Below are 16727 nucleotides of genomic sequence, written 5' to 3'. Positions count from 1 at the left end.
AGGCACCCTAGCGTCGCGTGCGCGTATTCGTAAAACACCCCAGGTCATTCCTCGTTATTGCTCTCCGAGCATCTCACGCCTGCCCTCGATGTCACGATTCATCCCGACTAAAAGGTGCATAACGCCGGTTGTGTGCCTGTAGTTGACGTGCTTGCCGTCGTTATTCGAATTACCTGCGCACACGTTGTGTGGAGACGGAAACCAACTGCCCCAATTTCCGGTGCGGATGGGCCGTCGAATTGCCGTGCGGCGCACCCGTGCTCGGAAGGTCCGCGCGATGATGCGTCACGGGCCGCATAGGGAGGCCGGGTTGGTGGCACGATGGTTCTCGGGAGTGCGGACCGATCGAGGGTGTGTGATCAGTTGTGGCCATTTCACTGTCAGTGGTGCTGCTGTTGGCGATCATCCTGGTGGTACTGATCCGGGGAGGGTCGATCAAGGCGGGCCCGGCGATAGTCGCGATCCTCTTCGGCTTCTTCCTCGCCTCGACCGGCATGGCCCCGTCGATCAACCGCTTCCTGAACTCCCTCGCCGACACGATCAACTCGATCAGCTTCTGAGGCCGGCCCTCACCGTGTTCCGGACATACGCCCGAACACGACGAGGGCCGGGTCGGAGAAGTACATCTCCGACCCGGCCCGGGCCGTACAGAGCGGGCGACGGGAATCGAACCCGCGTAGCTAGTTTGGAAGATCGCGTATGCGGATGCGGCCTGAGCTGGCAAGACGCTGACCTGCGTGTTCCCGGGATGCTCACCGCAACTCCCCGTTGTTCCCCGTCGCGTGCCGCTCGATCGGGCACGCAAGGGGCATGTATGCCCTTCTCCCGCCCCCGCGGGGCTCCGGTGTCCTCCGGGGCCAGAAGCGGCCTGATCGGTGCCCACGCGGCCGGGGGAGAGAGTTTGAGGTCTGGTGATCTGCGGGGCGAGGGCATGAAAGGGGGCAATTACACTTGTGCCAATGGAGAGGGCTAGTGCCCTCACCGTGCGAAGCAGGCACTCGGCCCCCTTTCTTGCTCTCGGAGGGGTCCCCGCAGGTCAGCAGACCTTAAAGTCTCGGAGCGGTCGCCCCCAGCCGCGACGTGTTCTGGCCTCATGCCGCCGGCCATCCCTTACCAGGGCGCGCGTCGGCGCAGCGCGGGCGGAGCGGGCCGAAGGCAGGAGCGGCGCCCGCGGCGGAGCCGGGAGCGCGCCCGGCGGAGCGGAGCGCAGCCGGGGCTTGATGAGGTAGGGAAATCTGTAACAAGATCGGCTAGCCGATAGCGCTCCGCTCGGCCAACTGGCGCAGGGCCTCGGGTACGCGGGGTTCTGAGAGTTGCACTAGATCGCGGATGACCTCGCGGGCTAGGTGATGGTCGTGGATCTGCTCAGGTGCCCAGCTCTCGGCCTCCAGGAGCGCGGCTGTGGCCTCGCCGACGTGTCGCCGCTGCGCGTGTGCTCGCGCCACGTCCAACAGGAAACGCGACTGCCGTTCAGGCGAGAGGCCCGACGCGTCAACCTGCTGGGCCACCTCCAGGGCCAATCCGGCGTCCCCCAGCTCCACAGCCGTACTCACCGCGTGGATCTCCACGTTCGTCGGCCCGAACTCAGTGTCGAAGTCGTTCCGGTCCTCGCCCAACCGCGCTGCGATTCCTCGGGCCCGCTCAATGTGCTCATGGGTCCCCCCTCGGTTCCCTTCCCTTGCATTGATCACTGCGAGTACGAGGTTCATGGCACCGAAGAGCGAGAGCTCTTCCGGCGGGCATGTGGGGGCCTCCGCTCTCGGTGCCATGACGGCTGCGGCGGACCGCGCTGCCTGCTCGGCCTGCTCCATGTGCTGCTGCCGCATGAAGGCATGCGCCATGCGGAACAGGCTCGCCACGACCTCCAACGGCTGGCCCGCGAGTTCGGCCGCCTGTAGAGCCCGGTCGGCCGCGACCCATGCCGCGTCGGCCTGGTCCTGCCGGGTGAAGCTCGCTGCGGCCACCTGGTACGCCTTGGCGCGGAGGGAGTGAAGCTCTGTGCGGTCGCTGGCCGGGGCGTGGCGTACTGCGGCCTCGATGCTCGGAAGCAACTGGGCGAGGTGCTCGCTCAATGCCGCGTAGCTCGAAGCGTGCGCGAGCGTCCAAGCCTCCTCCACGCGCTGGCGAAAGTCGGCCAGGGAAGGAACCGGTGCAGCCGGTGACTGCTCGAACAGGCTTCCCAAGGCGGGGTGCCCCGTGAGGGCTACGCGAAGTCCTTCGAGGTCGTTGCTCCGATGGATCTCTTCGGGCTGGGCCTGCTCAGCCGGCGCGGCATCCGGCCGTACCTCGCGCACGGGCACGTTGAGTGCGTCGGCAAGAGCCTGAAGAATCGACAGCCGCTCAACGGGTTGTACACCCCTCTCGACCTGCGATACCCAGCTTTCGGAGCGTCCCATTGCGGCGGCAAGGTCGCTCTGCGACATGCCTGCGTCGCGGCGCAGCTCCTTGATTCGCTGACCGAGTGTTTTGGTGTCGGACCCGGTCACGCCTCGGCTCCGGTGGGGTACTTGCCGGCGTACGGCTGAAGCCGGTCAACCTCGGTCTTCTCGACGTACTTGCCGCGCTCCGTGAGGAAGTGACGCGTGTGGGGCTGACGCTCGTGCTCCTCGAACGCCTCATGGTCGGCGTACAGCTCAAAGAAGATCCGCTCATTGGGCGCACCCTCGACCTCGTGGCACGCGTACACCAGCGTGCCGGGCTCGTGAGCCTGGATGCCCGCTGCGGTCTCCCGGATCAGGGCGTCAAATGCCTCGCCTGCACCCTCGCGAAGCGTGAAGCGAACAAAAAGACCAAAGTTGTTCATTTCTCCTCCTTCTCGTCGCATTCAGTCTCGCAGAGGCAGACTTCTTCTGCTAGTCGCAGGTTTTCTGTTGACTCGCAGTTTTTCTGCGGGTAGCTTCGGTGGTGTCGGAACAACAAGACACCCCGGGCTACGTGCATCCGCCAAGATCACAACGCAGCCCGGGGCTCATCCCACTAGGGGAGACTCCATAATGCCGTCCTTCAAGATTGACGTGTCGACCGCCGTGGTGTTCGTGGCAACTGCGCCCGTGCCGAAGGTCGTCAGCCAGAAGACCGGTGAGCGGGCCATCGACCGGGAGACCGGTGCTGGCCTCTCCACCGTGGGCCTGCTGATCTCGGACGAGGGTGAGGGCAACCTCTACCAGGTGACCGTCCCGGAGACCGGCGTTCCCGAGGGCCTCGCGCCGGGCATGCCGGTGCGCGTAATCGGCCTCAAGGCCCGTGACTGGGAGAACGAGTTCAACGGCCAGAAGCGTCACGGGATCTCGTTCCGCGCGGTCGCCCTCACGGTGGGTGCCTGACCATGACGGACCTGTCCATGTGGGTGGAGGCCGGGGGCTTAGCAGCCGGTGCCGGCGGCCTCGGCTACGCGAAGGTGCGTGCCCCGCGCGTGTACTGGTCGCTGGTCGGTCTGCCGGTTACCTGGGGTCGGTTCACCGTGACGTACTCCTCCACGATGGAGGTGTGCGGGCTGACGGTGCAGCCGTCGAGGATGCGGGCCTTCGTGACCCGTAACCTGGCCCGCCAGGAGGTCCGTCCGGTGCCGCCGAAGGTGCGCCGGGTCCGCCCGACTTCGACCGGCCTGCGAGTCACCTTGCGTCTTCCCGCCGGCCTCGAACCCGCCGACGTCGCCGCCTCCTGTGAGCGTCTTCGGCACGCCTGGGGTGTCCGTTCGGTGACCGTGGCTGAGGTCAAGCCGGGATACGTCGAACTGCGAATGACCGGCTACGACGTGCTCAAGCGGGTTCGGATGCCGCGTTCTGCCACGCCTCGTGACTTGGTCGTCCCGATCGCCCTGCGGGAGGACGGCACAGTGTTCGAGCGGGACTACCGCAAGATCCCGCACTCCCTGATCCTGGGTGCGAACCAGTCGGGCAAGTCCATGCTTCAGCGGAACTTGGTCAAGGGGCTGGCTCGACTGCCGGTCGGCCTGGTCGGGATCGACTGCAAGCGTGGCGTCGAGCAACGCCCCTACGCGCCCCGGCTGTCCGCGCTGGCCACCGACCCCGAGAGCGCCGGCCGCATGGTCGACGCCCTGGTCAAGGAAATGGAAGACCGCTTCGACCTGCTCGCCCTGCACGGGGTCTCCGACCTGTGGGCACTGCCGGACGATGTCCGTCCGGTGCCGCTGGTGGTCCTGATCGACGAGGTGGCGGAACTCTTCCTCGTGACCTCGAAGAAGGATGAAGCGGCCCGCGACCACACGGTCACACAACTGGTCCGGCTCGGTCAGATGGCCCGCGCGATCGGGATCTATCTGGAGGCGTGCGGGCAGCGCTTCGGCTCTGACCTTGGCAGGGGCGCAACCGCCCTGCGCGCCCAGCTCACTGGCCGGATCGTGCACCGTGTCAACGACAAGCAGACGGCGGAAATGGGTCTGGGAGACATCGCCCCGGATGCCGTGGTTGCTGTGACCGGGATACGGCCGGACCGTCCCGGCGTTGCGGTAGCCGGCGACACCTCGGGCGGCTGGTCCCGCATCCGCACCCCTGAGATCACCCCGGACGAAGCGGCGGCCGTCTGCCGTGAGTACGCACACCTGACCCCGGACCTGCCGTTCCTGACTCCGTTCCGCCCGGCCCTGCAGCCTGCACCGACGCCGGAACCTGTTCCGCCGCTCGTCCGTGCGCAGCCGGTCACTGAGTAGGGGAGATCGCTCATGGCACCGCGCAAGCGCACCAAACCGCAGGTGGCGAAGTGCTCGGACTGCGACGGCAAGGGCGAGATCACCGAGACCATCCGCGTCGGACCCCGCAAGGGCCGCGCCACCGATCACCAGCAGGCGGCCGTGTGCCTGACTTGTTGGGGATCCGGCGAAGCCCCGACCGACTGACACTTCGGAAAGGAACCGACTGTGGAGCGCTACACCAGTCAGAACGGCTACCGCTCGCTGACGGTCACCGACGTGTGGAGCGTCTGCGAGGAACTGATCGCCATAGAGGTCGACGGTCACGTGCCCTCGCGCGTCGCTCTGGCCGCCGCCAACCTCTACGCCCGTGAGATGTGGGGCTACCTCTCGCTGGCCCGCGAGTCCCGCGACGCAAAGGGCTGCATCACCTACGACGTGACGGACTGCCGCTGGACCTACGTCCACACCGTCGTCTGCCTCAAAAAACGCTGCTGGTGCGAGGGCTTCGGCCACGACGAAGGCTCTCCGGTACCGCTTGCGGGATCCCGGCCAGTCACGCGCATCAGCATCTACTGAACCCGTGTTGGGGCCGGGCGGCCGAACGTCCGCCGCCCGCCTCCTGGCCCGATTCCCGCGAAGGAGGTGAAGACCCGTGTCTCGCTCGATCCGCCCCGATGCCGTACTCGTGCAAGCCGTGATCGCCGGCGCGTTGTCCTTCGCTCACCTGCACGACCTCGCCGCCGCTGCCGGGCAGACCGGTTGGAAGGCTTGGGCCTACCCGATCTCGGTCGACCTGCTTCTTGTCGCCGCCTGGCGTCGGTTGCGCACGGCCCGCCGGGACCGCTCCGCCTGGACCTGGTTCGTGATCGCCCTGACTGCCTCGCTCGGGGCGAACGTCGCGACCGCCGGACTCCTGAACCTGGGCAACGTGCCCGCCTGGCTACGCATCCTCGTCGCCGGCTGGCCCGCTCTGGCCTTCCTCGGTGGAACCCTCCTGGTCCACACCCCCGCCCTCCAGCCCGAGCCCGAGTCCGTGGCCGAAGCGCCGTCGGTGCCTACCGGCGACCGCCCACCGGCACCGACGCCCGTCCCGGAAGTCCTCCCCACCGAGCCGCCTGCGGCGCTGCCGCAAACCGCCGGCCCGTCGGTGCCCCCGGCTCTGATCGACCACGCCCGCAAGGTCGCCGCCGATCACCGAACCCGAACCGGATCCGACATCGACACCGCCACTCTGCGCGCCCGCCTCGGCATCCCGGAAGACCTCGCCGGCGCAATCGCCGCCCAACTCGCCTGACAGACAAGGAGGTTCACCCGATGCGACCGAACCGCTTCTACGACGTGATCCGAATCGGCCCGGTCAAGGTCGGCACATTCAACAACGGCCGGGGCCAGACCAAGCACACCGCCGCGTGCACCGCACCGAACTGCGGCTTCTCCACCGAGTACCGCGACCGTTCCGCCGCCGAACTCGCCGCCCGCACCCACAAGTGCACCTGAGGAGGGCCGACCTGTGCAGTTGCCCGAAGACCAGTTCCGCGCCGGCCACATCCCCGCCGATCTCTACCGGCAGATCCCCGCCGGCACCGATGTCCGCAAGGTCGTGATCGTTCAGGAAGCCCCGCGCTCCTACAAGGGCCCGATCGTCCTGACAGTCCTGATCGTCACGGGATCGGTCGCTGTGCTGCTGGTGCTCGCCTTCGTCGTCCAGGTCATCGCCGGCGCTGCCGTCGCGGTCCTGTCGGCCACCGGCGGCCTGAGCTACACGATCAACCGCGCGTCCAAGCACAAGTAACGCCCTCCGGGACGGCCTCAACCGCCAAGTATCCGCCGCCCCGGACGGCTCCACCCATCCAGATCCAACGGACCCGAAAGGGAAGTCTCATCATGCCTCAGCACGTCCGGATCACGCGCGTCTGCCGTGACTGCGCCGGCTTCGCCTCGGCCATGGTCACGACCGGCACCCGCCACCTCGACGGCACCCGCGTCACCCTCCGTGTGACCTGCCCCGCCTGCAAGGGCGTCGGCACCGTCGCGGCCGTCACCACCTTGACCGCCCCGGTTGGGAGGTGACGGGCATGTTCCGCAAGCTCCCCTCCGACCTCACCCCGACCGAGGACAGCCCCGGCCTCCGCGTCCGTGGCGGCACGAAGTACACCCGCTCCCAGGGCGACTACGTATGTGGCGGCTGCGGTGCCGAGGACCACGCCAACGGCGACAGCGACGTCAAGGCCCTGGTCGACGACTACACCGACAACCACGGCCCCGCCCACCGGAACGGGGGCAAGCGATGACCACCAACCCCCGAGTCCTGGACCTGTTCTCCTGCGCCGGCGGTGCCGCTATGGGCTACCACCTGGCCGGGTTTGCGGTCGACGGCTGCGACGTCGCCCCTCGGCCCAATTATCCCTTCCCATACCACCGGGGTGACGCCCTGGAGTACCTCGCCCACCTGATTGCCACGGGTGAGATCGAGCGGTACACCCTCGTGCACGGCTCCCCGCCCTGTCAGGACAAGTGCGGTCTGACCGTGGGCACCAACGCTTCCCAGGGGTGGGGCGGCACCCATGAAGACCTGGTGGCCCCCACCCGTGAACTCCTCGACGCCTCCGGGCTGCCGTACGTGATCGAACAGCCCAACGGCAAGGCGGCCATCCGCAAGGACGTGTCCCTGTGCGGCGAGATGTTCGGCCTCGGCGTCTTGCGCCACCGCAACTTCGAACTCGGCCGTTGGGCCACCGTGCGGCTGGCTCACCCCCGCCACCGGGGCTACGTGCGCGGTCACCGTCACGGCGTACGTCGTGAAGGCCCCTACGTGGCCGCGTACGGCAAAGGGGGCGGGAAGGCCACCGTGCCCGAGATGCAGAAGGCCATGGGGATCACCTGGACCGATGTCCGCGAAGAACTCACCGAGGCGATCCCTCCCGCGTACACCCGCTGGATCGGCACGGCATTCCTGACCACCCGTCAGGAGGTCTTCGCGTGACCAACACCGCCACTGCGGCGGGCCTGGACCCGGCCACCCTCGCCGACGTGCTGAGGCTGGCCGGGTCCACCGGCTTCGACCGCGTCCAAGACCAGATCCGCCGTACCGGCGGCTGCTCCGACCCGATCCGCCTCATCGGCGGAACGAAGACCATCGACCCCGCTACAAAGACCGTCCTGCACTACTACAACACCGATGAAGAGCCAGGCGGCATGCTCCGCATCGCCTGCGGCAACCGCCGTGCCTCGCGCTGCCCGTCCTGCGCCTGGACCTACGCGGGCGACACCTACCACCTGATCCGCGCCGGCCTCGTCGGTGACCCCGCCAAGGGCACCCCGCACACCGTCCGGGACCACCCGCGGGTTTTCGCGACGCTCACCGCACCGTCGTTCGGGCCGGTCCACAACCGCCCCGGAAACCGGCCCTGCCGCTGCGGCGCCCGCCACGACGAGGACGCCCCCGACCTCGGCACGCCCCTCGACCCCGAGTCGTACGACTACGCGGGCGCGGTGCTGTGGAACAACCACGCCTCCGACCTGTGGCGCTACTTCACGATCTACCTGCGCCGGGAGATCGCCAAGCGGGCCGGACTCACGCAGAAGGACGCCCGCGAACAGTCCCGCGTCGCCTTCGGCAAGGTCGCCGAGTACCAGAAGCGCGGCGGCATCCACTTCCATGCCGTGATCCGCTTCGACGGTCCCGACGGGCCGGACTCGCCGCCCCCGGCCTGGGCCACCCTGGACCTCCTCACCGGCGCGATCCAGGCCGCCGCCGCTCGCGTCGCGGTCGACGTCAAGCCGGCCGGTGACCAGCCCGCCCGCGTGCTGCGCTGGGGCACGCAACTCGACGTCCGCACGATCCGGGCCTTCGGCGACGGTGAGGAGATCACAGAACAGGCCGTCGCCTCCTACCTCGCCAAGTACGCCACCAAAGCAGCCGAGACCACCGGCACCGTCGACCGCCGCATCGGCAACAAGGAAGCCCTCGACCTACTCGACGTGCCCGAGCACCCCCGCCGACTCATCTCGGCCTGCCTCGACCTCCACCCGCTCTACCCGGAACGCAAGCTCCGGGACTGGGCTCACATGCTCGGGTTCCGCGGCCACTTCTCCACCAAGTCCCGCCAGTACTCGACCACCCTCGGCGCGCTTCGCCAGACCCGCGCCGACTACCGCGCAGCCCAACAGCGCGAAGCCCTCGGCCTGCCAGACCCCGACGACACGGAGGCGACCACCCTGACCCTCGCTCACTGGACCTACGCCGGCCATGGTCACACCCCCGGCGAATCCTGGCTCGCCGCCAACATCCGTCGCGACATCCAACTCAACCGCGAGACGGCACGCGAAGAACTGCTCAACGACGATTCGAGGAGGCACGAGGATGACTGACCGCTTGCTGAATGTGGCGGAAGTCGCCGTACTGCTCGGCACCTGGGAGGACAGCGGGGAACGCTTCCCGCGTCGCCTGGTCGAAGAGCGCCGGATCGCGTACGTCAAGGTCGGCCGATACGTTCGCATCCGGCAGAGCGTCGTAGAGGCGTACATAGCGGTCAACACTGTGCAGCCCCGTCGCCGTGGCTCTGCCCTCCGGGGGGTGGCTGCCTGATGGCCGGCAAACGTCGACAGTTCGGCCGCGTCCGCAAGCTCCCGTCCGGCCGCTATCAGGCCCGCTACGTCGGCCCTGACGGGCTCCTACGGCCCGCCCCGGACACCTTCGCCACCAAGCGGGACGCTGACGACTGGTTGGCCGACAAACAGACCGAGATGCGCCGCGGCGACTGGCACGACCCGGACGCCGGGAAGGTGCCGTTCAGCGAGTACGCAGCCGCGTGGATCAGGGAGCGGGAGTTGGCCACCACCACGCGGCAGCTCTACGGGTCGCTCCTGCGTCACCACCTCGAACCAACCTTCGGCGCGCTCAACGTCGCTGAGATCTCGCCTCCGCTCGTCCGCCGTTGGCGCGCTGACAAACTCGCCGCCGGTACCGGCCCAACCACCGTTGCGAACGCGTACGCCCTGCTGCGCGGGATCATGCGCACAGCCGTGAGCGACCTGCTGATCAGGCGTAACCCGTGCTCGATCAAGGGAGCAAGCACCGTGCACACTCCTGAGCGGCCTACCGCGACCGTGCAAGAGGTGTACGACCTGGCCGACGCGATCCAGCCGCGCTACCGAGCCCTCGTGCTCATGGCCGGCTTCCTCGGTCTCCGCTTCGGCGAGCTGATCGGACTGCACCGCCGTGACGTCGATCTTGACGGTGGGGCCGTCCGGGTCCGCCGAGCCGTCGCCGAACTGAACAACGGGCAGCGTGAGATCAAGGCACCCAAGAGCGCGGCCGGCAAGCGCACGGTCGCCATTCCGGCCGCGATCCTCCCGGAGATCCGGGCGCATCTGGCGGTGTACGCCGAACGCGGTGCCGACGGTCGGGTGTTCGTCGGTGCCAAGGGGGCGACTCCTCGCCGGAACCACTTCAACCGGCTGTGGCACAAGGCGTGTTCGGGCGCCGGAATCAAGGGCCTGCACTTCCATGATCTCCGCCACACGGGCAACACCCTCGCCGCGTCGACCGGTGCCAGCACGCGCGAGCTGATGTCCCGGATGGGTCACAGCAGTGCTCGCGCTGCGCTGATCTATCAGCACGCCAGTGCCGACCGTGACCGGCTGATCGCCGATGCCGTGAGCGGGCTCGTCGACAAGGGGCGGAAGAAGGCTCGCAAGGCCAAGAAGAAGCAAGATCGAAAGCCCAAGGGGCACGAGGGGGACACGGCGGGCTGATCGGAGCCCCCGGAAACGATCAGGGCCAGGCGGAGGAATGATCCTCTGACCTGGCCCTGAGTCATGTGGAGCGGGCGACGGGAATCGAACCCGCGTAGCTAGTTTGGAAGACTAGGGCTCTACCATTGAGCTACGCCCGCACAGGACGCGCCGCAGGTCAGCCGACCGCGGCACTGCAGGCATCGTAGCGGGTCGGCGCCCTGTGTCGCACACCCCGTTTCCCGGCCCCGCCGCGACCCGCCCCGACGCTCGGCAAAAGCGGCGGTCAGACGGCCTGCGGGCATGTACCCTACGTGTCGCACCAGACGGGGTGTGGCGCAGCTTGGTAGCGCGTCCGCTTTGGGAGCGGAAGGCCGTGGGTTCAAATCCCGCCACCCCGACCACCGACCGACACACCTGTGCGGTCACCTCGCTTGATCGCCTTTGGGGCGTGTCCTCGCTGCCGTTACTATGCAAGCTGCACGCCCGTGTGTCCTCATCCACTGAAGTCCTCCGGGCGGCGAAATCCGCCGGGCCAGTCTGGCTCCGGCAGAACCCAAGAAGTCAGCCCCCAAGGAGACCGAACCGTGAAGAGCGCCGTGGAGACCCTGAACCCGACTCGGGTTCGGCTCAGCATCGAGGTGCCCTTCGAGGAGCTCAAGGACAGCCTCGACGCGGCGTACAAGAAGATCAACCAGCAGGTCACGGTGAAGGGCTTCCGTAAGGGCAAGATCCCCGCCCGGGTCATCGACCAGCGGTTCGGCCGCGGTGCCGTGCTGGAGGAGGCCGTCAACGACGCGCTGCCGAAGTTCTACACGGAGGCGGTCAACGAGGCCGAGATCGACGTCCTCGGCCAGCCCGAGGTCGACATCACGGAGCTGAAGGACGGCGAGACGCTGAACTTCACCGCCGAGGTCGACGTCCGTCCCGCCCTGGAGCTCCCCGAGGACTTCTCCTCCATCGAGGTCGAGGTCGACGCCGTCGAGGTGTCGGACGAGGACATCGACAAGTCCGTCGAGCAGCTCCGCGAGCGCTTCGCCTCGACCTCCCCGGTCGAGCGCGCCGCCGAGGACGGCGACGTCGTGACCGTCGACCTGGAGGCCAAGGTCGACGGCGAGGTCCTGGAGGACGGCGTCGCCAGCGGCGTCTCCTACACCATCGGCTCCGGCGAGCTGCTGGAAGGCATCGACGACGCCGTGAAGGGTCTGGAGGCCGGTGGCGAGGCCACCTTCACCTCCGAGCTCAAGGGCGGCTCGGCGGCCGGCAAGGAGGCCGAGGTCACCGTCAAGGTCACCCAGGTCGCCGCCCGTGAGCTCCCCGAGCTGGACGACGAGTTCGCGCAGCTCGCCTCCGAGTTCGACACCCTCGACGAGCTGAAGGCGGACAGCCGCAAGCGCCTCGAGAACATGAAGCAGTACGACCAGGCCACGCAGGCCCAGGAGCGCGTCCTGGAGAAGCTGCTGGAGCTCGTCGAGGTGCCCGTCCCCGAGAAGCTGCTCGAGGACGAGATCAACACCCGCAAGCACAACCTTGAGCACCACCAGCTCGGCCAGATGGGCCTTGACCTCGACAAGTACCTGGAGATCCAGGGCAAGACCGCCGAGGAGTTCGAGACCGAGACCCGTGAGGCCGCGGTCAAGGGCATCAAGACCCAGTTCGTGCTCGACGAGCTCGTCAAGCGCGAGAAGCTGAACGTCAACCAGGAGGAGCTCACCGAGCACCTCATGCGCCGTGCCGCCTCCTCCGGCATGTCGCCGGACCAGTTCGCCCAGGCGGTCGTCGAGGGCGGCCAGGTTCCGCTCCTGGTCGGCGAGGTCGCCCGCGGCAAGGCGCTGGCCACGGTCGTCGAGTCCGCCACGGTGAAGGACACCAACGGCGAGGTCATCGACCTGGACGACGAGGACGAGGACGAGGCCGCCACGGAGACGGTCGAGGTCGTCGAGAGCGCCGACGAGCCCGAGGAGAAGCCCGAGGCCTGAGCGGCCTCGCGTCACTTCTGAGGCAGATCCGACGCAGACACGAGGGGCCCTGGGGCGGGATTCGCTCCGGGGCCCTTCTGTCGTACGCCGGGACGGCCTGCCCCCGGGGCGCGGGGATCACGCTGCGTCCCCGGCGACTACGCCCCCGGCGAACACTCCTCTCTCCGGGATTCCCCGAAGGGACCCGCGCGTTAGGGTCCATGAATACGAGGGCAGGGGAGTCCCCGTTGCCCCCGGCAGTACACGTGAGACGGCCCGGCGCCGTCGTAAGACGAGCAGGTGGATACGTGACGAATCTGATGCCCACAGCCGCCGGCGACCCTATCGGTGGTGGCCTCGGCGACCAGGTCTACAACCGGCTGCTCGGCGAGCGGATCATCTTCCTCGGCCAGGCGGTCGACGACGACATCGCCAACAAGATCACCGCACAGCTGCTGCTCCTTGCCTCCGACCCGGAGAAGGACATCTACCTCTACATCAACAGCCCCGGTGGATCGATCACGGCCGGCATGGCGATCTACGACACCATGCAGTACATCAAGAACGACGTGGTGACCATCGCCATGGGCATGGCGGCCTCGATGGGCCAGTTCCTGCTCAGCGCGGGCACCCCCGGCAAGCGCTTCGCGCTGCCGAACGCCGAGATCCTGATCCACCAGCCCTCGGCCGGCCTCGCCGGCTCCGCGTCGGACATCAAGATCCACGCCGAGCGGCTGCTGCACACCAAGAAGCGGATGGCGGAGCTGACCGCCTTCCACACCGGCCAGACGGTGGAGCAGGTCACCATCGACTCGGACCGCGACCGCTGGTTCGACCCGATCGAGGCCAAGGAGTACGGCCTGATCGACGACATCATGCCCACCGCGGCCGGCATGCCGGGCGGCGGCGGTACCGGCGCGGCCTGAGGGCCGCTGACGGCAGCAGGGCCGCACAGGGCGCTCCCCGGAGCCCTTCCCGGAGCTCCAGGAAGCCCCTCGGGCCCTCCTGGGGCCCCTCAGGAGCCTCAGGCCTCCCTGGGGTCATCCGGGAGCCACCCAGGGCCTCGGAAGCCGTCAGCGCCCCGTCCAGCCCCTCCAGCCCACCGCCTCAAGCCCTCTCTCCAGGAGACACCGTGAACGACTTCCCCGGCAGCGGCCTCTACGCCCGCACCGAGGCCGAATACACCGGCCCCCGCGCCGAGTCCCGCTACGTCATCCCGCGCTTCGTCGAGCGCACCTCCCAGGGCGTGCGCGAGTACGACCCGTACGCGAAGCTCTTCGAGGAGCGCGTCATCTTCCTGGGCGTGCAGATCGACGACGCCTCCGCCAACGACGTCATGGCGCAGCTGCTGTGCCTGGAGTCGATGGACCCCGACCGGGACATCTCGGTCTACATCAACAGCCCCGGCGGCTCCTTCACGGCGCTGACCGCGATCTACGACACGATGCAGTTCGTGAAGCCCGACATCCAGACGGTCTGCATGGGCCAGGCGGCCTCCGCCGCCGCGATCCTGCTGGCCGCCGGTACGCCGGGCAAGCGCATGGCGCTGCCGAACGCGCGCGTGCTGATCCACCAGCCGTACAGTGAGACCGGCCGCGGTCAGGTCTCCGACCTGGAGATCGCCGCCAACGAGATCCTCCGGATGCGCGCGCAGCTGGAGGAGATGCTGGCCAAGCACTCCACCACGCCGATCGAGAAGATCCGCGAGGACATCGAGCGCGACAAGATCCTCACGGCCGAGGACGCGCTGGCGTACGGCCTGATCGACCAGATCATCTCCACCCGGAAGATGAACAACGGCTCTCTGCGTTGACGCACGGGTTCGTCCCGTTCGGGCCCTCCTCGGCACGGTGTGACACGGTCCACGTCGCAGTGAACCGTGCCAAGGGGGACCCGAACGGGGGCCCAGGCAAGGTACCGTCGGAATAAGGCAGCACCAGGAGCCGCTGGATTCGAAAGCGTCCAGGCGTCTCCCAGGCGAAGGGGAAGCACACCGTGGCACGCATCGGTGACGGCGGCGATCTGCTCAAGTGCTCGTTCTGCGGCAAGAGCCAGAAGCAGGTCAAGAAGCTCATCGCAGGGCCCGGTGTGTACATCTGCGACGAGTGCATCGATCTCTGCAACGAGATCATCGAGGAAGAGCTCGCGGAGACGAGCGAGGTCCGCTGGGAGGAACTCCCGAAGCCGCGCGAGATCTACGAGTTCCTCGAGGGCTACGTGGTGGGTCAGGAGCCCGCCAAGAAGGCCCTGTCGGTCGCGGTGTACAACCACTACAAGCGCGTCCAGGCCGGTGAGAACGGCGGCGCCCAAGGCCGCGACGACGCCATCGAGTTGGCGAAGTCCAACATCCTTCTGCTCGGCCCCACGGGCTCGGGCAAGACGCTCCTCGCCCAGACCCTGGCGCGCATGCTGAACGTTCCGTTCGCCATCGCCGACGCCACGGCGCTGACCGAGGCGGGGTACGTCGGCGAGGACGTCGAGAACATCCTGCTGAAGCTGATCCAGGCCGCGGACTACGACGTCAAGAAGGCCGAGACCGGGATCATCTACATCGACGAGATCGACAAGGTCGCGAGGAAGAGTGAAAACCCCTCCATCACACGCGACGTGTCGGGCGAGGGCGTTCAGCAGGCCCTGCTGAAGATCCTGGAAGGCACCACGGCCTCGGTTCCGCCGCAGGGCGGCCGCAAGCACCCGCACCAGGAGTTCATCCAGATCGACACGACGAACGTGCTGTTCATCGTGGGCGGCGCCTTCTCGGGCCTGGAGAAGATCATCGAGACCCGGGCCGGCGCCAAGGGCATCGGCTTCGGCGCGACGATCCGCTCCAAGCGCGAGCTGGAGTCCAAGGACCAGTTCGAGGCCGTCATGCCCGAGGACCTGGTCAAGTTCGGCATGATCCCGGAGTTCATCGGCCGTCTGCCCGTCATCACCTCGGTCCACAACCTGGACCGCGAGGCGCTGCTGCAGATCCTGATCGAGCCGCGCAACGCGCTGGTGAAGCAGTACCAGCGGCTCTTCGAACTCGACGGCGTGGAGCTGGACTTCGAGCGTGAGGCCCTGGAGGCCATCGCCGACCAGGCCATCCTCCGCCAGACCGGCGCCCGCGGCCTGCGCGCCATCATGGAGGAGGTCCTCCAGGCGGTCATGTACGAGGTCCCGTCCCGCAAGGACGTGGCCCGCGTCGTCATCACCGCGGACGTCGTCCTGTCCAACGTCAACCCGACGCTGATCCCCCGCGACGCCCGCGGCGGCCGCGGCCCGGGCGAGCAGAAGACCGCCTGATCCACCCCCGTACACCGAAGGGGCCCCGGTCAACCGACCGGGGCCCCTTCGTCGTTGAGGCAGCAGCGCAGACCGTCAGGCCTTGACGCGGACCTCGTTGCGCAGCTTCGTGGTGATGTCGATCGCGACGTCCTTGGTGATGTTCTTCGTGACGTCGCCGGGCGAGACCATGGCGATGGTGCTGTAGTCGGCCCACGCGCAGAACCAGTCGGTCTTCTCCTGCTTGGTGGTCTTGTCGGTGCCCTTGGCCGCCTGGCACTTCATGACCGCGCCGTCGAGGTCGACCTCCTCCGGCTCGCCGACCAGCTCGGTGCCCGAGGCGGTGCCGCTGCTGGAGGAGGAGCTTTTCTCGGACGACGCCTTGAAGTTGGCGAAGAACGCGTCGAGCGCCTTCTCGGGGTCGGCGATCGTCCCGTAGGCGCCGGCGTAGGTGATGCCCTTGGCCGTCGCGAGCTCGGACGCGTCGGGAGCGGTGCTCGGGTCGTTGGGGTCGTACCCGCTCAGGTCCGCCGTCGAGTAGACGCCGATCACGCTCTTGCCGTTCTTGACGCCGCTCTTCTCCAGGTCGGCGGCCGAGTCGTCGCTCGCACCCGCGCCTTCCTTGGAGGCCCGCTTGTAGTCGCTGAGGACGGTCGCCGGGGTGTCCAGCTTGTGTGCGCCGTCGTCCTTCAGACCGCCCGCGCCGCCGCCTCCGCCGATCACGAAGTACGCGCCGACACCGATCGCCGCGACGACCGCGACCGCGCCGACGATGACGGCCGCCTTCTTGCCACCGCCGCCGCTCGGCGCCGGGGGCTGCGGGACACCGTAGGGAGGCTGGCCGTACGGCGGCTGCCCGTAGGGAGGGGTCGGGGGCTGGCCGTACGGCGGCTGCTGGCCGTAGGGCGGCGTCTGCGGGGGGACGCCCTGCGGGGGCTGCTGCGGGTAGCCGTAGCCGGGCTGCGGGGCGGGAGGCTGCTGGGGGTAGCCGTAGCCGGGCTGGGGCGCCTGCGGCGGCTGGCCGTACGGACCGGGCTGGCCGTACGGTCCGGGCTGCTGGGGCTGCCCGCCGTACGGGCCCGGCTGGTTGTGACTCATTTCTGGGTTCCCCTCCAGAT

21 protein-coding genes and 2 tRNA genes are annotated in these 16727 nt (G+C 68.2%); 19 read left to right on the top strand and 4 right to left on the bottom strand.

Annotated features, from left to right (window positions below):
- Positions 1–365: 365 nt before the first annotated feature.
- Positions 366–560 (top strand): hypothetical protein, encoded by a 195-nt coding sequence (locus tag ACIBAF_RS04285; protein ID WP_108999428.1) that lies wholly within the window; start codon positions 366–368, stop codon positions 558–560.
- Between the two features lie 690 nt (positions 561–1250).
- Here ACIBAF_RS04285 and ACIBAF_RS04280 read toward each other — a convergent pair.
- Positions 1251–2486, bottom strand: a complete 1236-nt coding sequence (locus tag ACIBAF_RS04280) for a helix-turn-helix domain-containing protein (protein WP_399461559.1) — start codon at positions 2484–2486, stop codon at positions 1251–1253.
- Positions 2483–2803 carry a putative quinol monooxygenase gene (locus ACIBAF_RS04275; RefSeq protein ID WP_399461558.1) on the bottom strand — a complete coding sequence of 107 codons (321 nt, stop codon included), beginning with the start codon at positions 2801–2803 and terminating at the stop codon, positions 2483–2485. The genes ACIBAF_RS04280 and ACIBAF_RS04275 overlap by 4 nt, the downstream gene beginning before the upstream one ends.
- 190 nt (positions 2804–2993) lie before the next feature.
- Between ACIBAF_RS04275 and ACIBAF_RS04270 the strand changes: the two genes are divergently transcribed.
- The 13 genes from ACIBAF_RS04270 (at position 2994) to ACIBAF_RS04210 (ending at position 10408) form a co-directional block, all read left to right on the top strand.
- Positions 2994–3323: a hypothetical protein gene (locus ACIBAF_RS04270; protein WP_079662253.1), complete on the top strand. Its 330-nt coding sequence runs from the start codon at positions 2994–2996 to the stop codon at positions 3321–3323.
- A gap of 2 nt (positions 3324–3325) precedes the next feature.
- Positions 3326–4669 (top strand): FtsK/SpoIIIE domain-containing protein, encoded by a 1344-nt coding sequence (locus ACIBAF_RS04265; RefSeq protein WP_399461557.1) that lies wholly within the window; start codon positions 3326–3328, stop codon positions 4667–4669.
- 12 nt (positions 4670–4681) lie between these two features.
- Positions 4682–4855: a hypothetical protein gene (locus tag ACIBAF_RS04260; protein WP_399461556.1), complete on the top strand. Its 174-nt coding sequence runs from the start codon at positions 4682–4684 to the stop codon at positions 4853–4855.
- A gap of 21 nt (positions 4856–4876) precedes the next feature.
- Entirely contained in the window at positions 4877–5227 is a 351-nt protein-coding gene (locus tag ACIBAF_RS04255; protein WP_399461555.1) for a hypothetical protein, read from the top strand.
- A 76-nt stretch (positions 5228–5303) separates the two neighbouring features.
- Positions 5304–5945, top strand: coding sequence for a DUF2637 domain-containing protein (locus ACIBAF_RS04250; protein WP_399461554.1), 642 nt, complete (start codon positions 5304–5306; stop codon positions 5943–5945).
- A 20-nt stretch (positions 5946–5965) separates the two neighbouring features.
- On the top strand, positions 5966–6148 hold the full coding sequence (locus ACIBAF_RS04245) for a mobile element transfer protein (protein WP_399461553.1): 183 nt from the start codon (positions 5966–5968) through the stop codon (positions 6146–6148).
- 13 nt (positions 6149–6161) lie between these two features.
- Positions 6162–6443 (top strand): hypothetical protein, encoded by a 282-nt coding sequence (locus ACIBAF_RS04240; protein WP_399461552.1) that lies wholly within the window; start codon positions 6162–6164, stop codon positions 6441–6443.
- Between the two features lie 92 nt (positions 6444–6535).
- Positions 6536–6721, top strand: a complete 186-nt coding sequence (locus ACIBAF_RS04235) for a hypothetical protein (protein ID WP_399461551.1) — start codon at positions 6536–6538, stop codon at positions 6719–6721.
- 5 nt (positions 6722–6726) lie between these two features.
- On the top strand, positions 6727–6942 hold the full coding sequence (locus ACIBAF_RS04230; protein ID WP_399461550.1) for a hypothetical protein: 216 nt from the start codon (positions 6727–6729) through the stop codon (positions 6940–6942).
- On the top strand, positions 6939–7634 hold the full coding sequence (locus ACIBAF_RS04225; RefSeq protein ID WP_399461549.1) for a DNA methylase: 696 nt from the start codon (positions 6939–6941) through the stop codon (positions 7632–7634). The genes ACIBAF_RS04230 and ACIBAF_RS04225 overlap by 4 nt, the downstream gene beginning before the upstream one ends.
- Positions 7631–9022 carry a replication initiator protein RepSA gene (gene repSA / locus ACIBAF_RS04220; protein ID WP_399461548.1) on the top strand — a complete coding sequence of 464 codons (1392 nt, stop codon included), beginning with the start codon at positions 7631–7633 and terminating at the stop codon, positions 9020–9022. The genes ACIBAF_RS04225 and repSA overlap by 4 nt, the downstream gene beginning before the upstream one ends.
- Positions 9015–9239, top strand: coding sequence for an excisionase family DNA-binding protein (locus ACIBAF_RS04215; protein WP_399461547.1), 225 nt, complete (start codon positions 9015–9017; stop codon positions 9237–9239). The genes repSA and ACIBAF_RS04215 overlap by 8 nt, the downstream gene beginning before the upstream one ends.
- On the top strand, positions 9239–10408 hold the full coding sequence (locus tag ACIBAF_RS04210) for a tyrosine-type recombinase/integrase (RefSeq protein WP_399461546.1): 1170 nt from the start codon (positions 9239–9241) through the stop codon (positions 10406–10408). The genes ACIBAF_RS04215 and ACIBAF_RS04210 overlap by 1 nt, the downstream gene beginning before the upstream one ends.
- 66 nt (positions 10409–10474) lie before the next feature.
- On the opposite strand, the gene ACIBAF_RS04205 is transcribed toward ACIBAF_RS04210, so the two are convergent.
- A tRNA-Gly gene (locus ACIBAF_RS04205) sits at positions 10475–10548 on the bottom strand.
- 166 nt (positions 10549–10714) lie between these two features.
- Here ACIBAF_RS04205 and ACIBAF_RS04200 point away from each other — a divergent pair.
- The 5 genes from ACIBAF_RS04200 to clpX all read left to right on the top strand — a co-directional run bounded on the left by ACIBAF_RS04200 (position 10715) and on the right by clpX (position 15630).
- Positions 10715–10791 (top strand) — tRNA-Pro (locus ACIBAF_RS04200).
- A 183-nt stretch (positions 10792–10974) separates the two neighbouring features.
- Positions 10975–12366, top strand: a complete 1392-nt coding sequence (gene tig / locus ACIBAF_RS04195) for a trigger factor (protein WP_399461545.1) — start codon at positions 10975–10977, stop codon at positions 12364–12366.
- Between the two features lie 299 nt (positions 12367–12665).
- Complete coding sequence (locus ACIBAF_RS04190) at positions 12666–13271, top strand: ATP-dependent Clp protease proteolytic subunit (protein ID WP_399461617.1); 606 nt, start codon at positions 12666–12668, stop codon at positions 13269–13271.
- A gap of 206 nt (positions 13272–13477) precedes the next feature.
- The gene (locus ACIBAF_RS04185) at positions 13478–14158 is read left to right on the top strand and encodes an ATP-dependent Clp protease proteolytic subunit (protein WP_399461544.1); all 681 of its coding nucleotides are present in this window, start codon (positions 13478–13480) and stop codon (positions 14156–14158) included.
- Positions 14159–14340: 182 nt separating this feature from the next.
- Entirely contained in the window at positions 14341–15630 is a 1290-nt protein-coding gene (gene clpX / locus ACIBAF_RS04180) for an ATP-dependent Clp protease ATP-binding subunit ClpX (protein WP_079662266.1), read from the top strand.
- A 75-nt stretch (positions 15631–15705) separates the two neighbouring features.
- Here the strand turns inward: clpX and ACIBAF_RS04175 are convergent, their stop codons facing one another.
- Positions 15706–16707: a hypothetical protein gene (locus tag ACIBAF_RS04175; protein ID WP_399461543.1), complete on the bottom strand. Its 1002-nt coding sequence runs from the start codon at positions 16705–16707 to the stop codon at positions 15706–15708.
- Between the last annotated feature and the right edge of the window lie 20 nt (positions 16708–16727).

The sequence above is a fragment of the Streptomyces sp. NPDC051677 genome, assembly GCF_044453465.1.
Taxonomy (GTDB): Bacteria; Actinomycetota; Actinomycetes; order Streptomycetales; family Streptomycetaceae; genus Streptomyces.
Note: the sequence above shows the minus strand (reverse complement) of the source record. Positions and strands in the feature narration are given on the sequence as shown.

Coding starts and splice junctions, on each gene's coding strand:
- ACIBAF_RS04275 (WP_399461558.1), bottom strand. CDS start 2,803: ATGAACAACTTTGGTCTTTTTGTTCGCTTCACGCTTCGCGAGGGTGCA.
- ACIBAF_RS04270 (WP_079662253.1), top strand. CDS start 2,994: ATGCCGTCCTTCAAGATTGACGTGTCGACCGCCGTGGTGTTCGTGGCA.
- ACIBAF_RS04265 (WP_399461557.1), top strand. CDS start 3,326: ATGACGGACCTGTCCATGTGGGTGGAGGCCGGGGGCTTAGCAGCCGGT.
- ACIBAF_RS04260 (WP_399461556.1), top strand. CDS start 4,682: ATGGCACCGCGCAAGCGCACCAAACCGCAGGTGGCGAAGTGCTCGGAC.
- ACIBAF_RS04245 (WP_399461553.1), top strand. CDS start 5,966: ATGCGACCGAACCGCTTCTACGACGTGATCCGAATCGGCCCGGTCAAG.
- ACIBAF_RS04235 (WP_399461551.1), top strand. CDS start 6,536: ATGCCTCAGCACGTCCGGATCACGCGCGTCTGCCGTGACTGCGCCGGC.
- ACIBAF_RS04230 (WP_399461550.1), top strand. CDS start 6,727: ATGTTCCGCAAGCTCCCCTCCGACCTCACCCCGACCGAGGACAGCCCC.
- ACIBAF_RS04225 (WP_399461549.1), top strand. CDS start 6,939: ATGACCACCAACCCCCGAGTCCTGGACCTGTTCTCCTGCGCCGGCGGT.
- ACIBAF_RS04215 (WP_399461547.1), top strand. CDS start 9,015: ATGACTGACCGCTTGCTGAATGTGGCGGAAGTCGCCGTACTGCTCGGC.
- ACIBAF_RS04210 (WP_399461546.1), top strand. CDS start 9,239: ATGGCCGGCAAACGTCGACAGTTCGGCCGCGTCCGCAAGCTCCCGTCC.
- ACIBAF_RS04190 (WP_399461617.1), top strand. CDS start 12,666: ATGCCCACAGCCGCCGGCGACCCTATCGGTGGTGGCCTCGGCGACCAG.
- ACIBAF_RS04175 (WP_399461543.1), bottom strand. CDS start 16,707: ATGAGTCACAACCAGCCGGGCCCGTACGGCGGGCAGCCCCAGCAGCCC.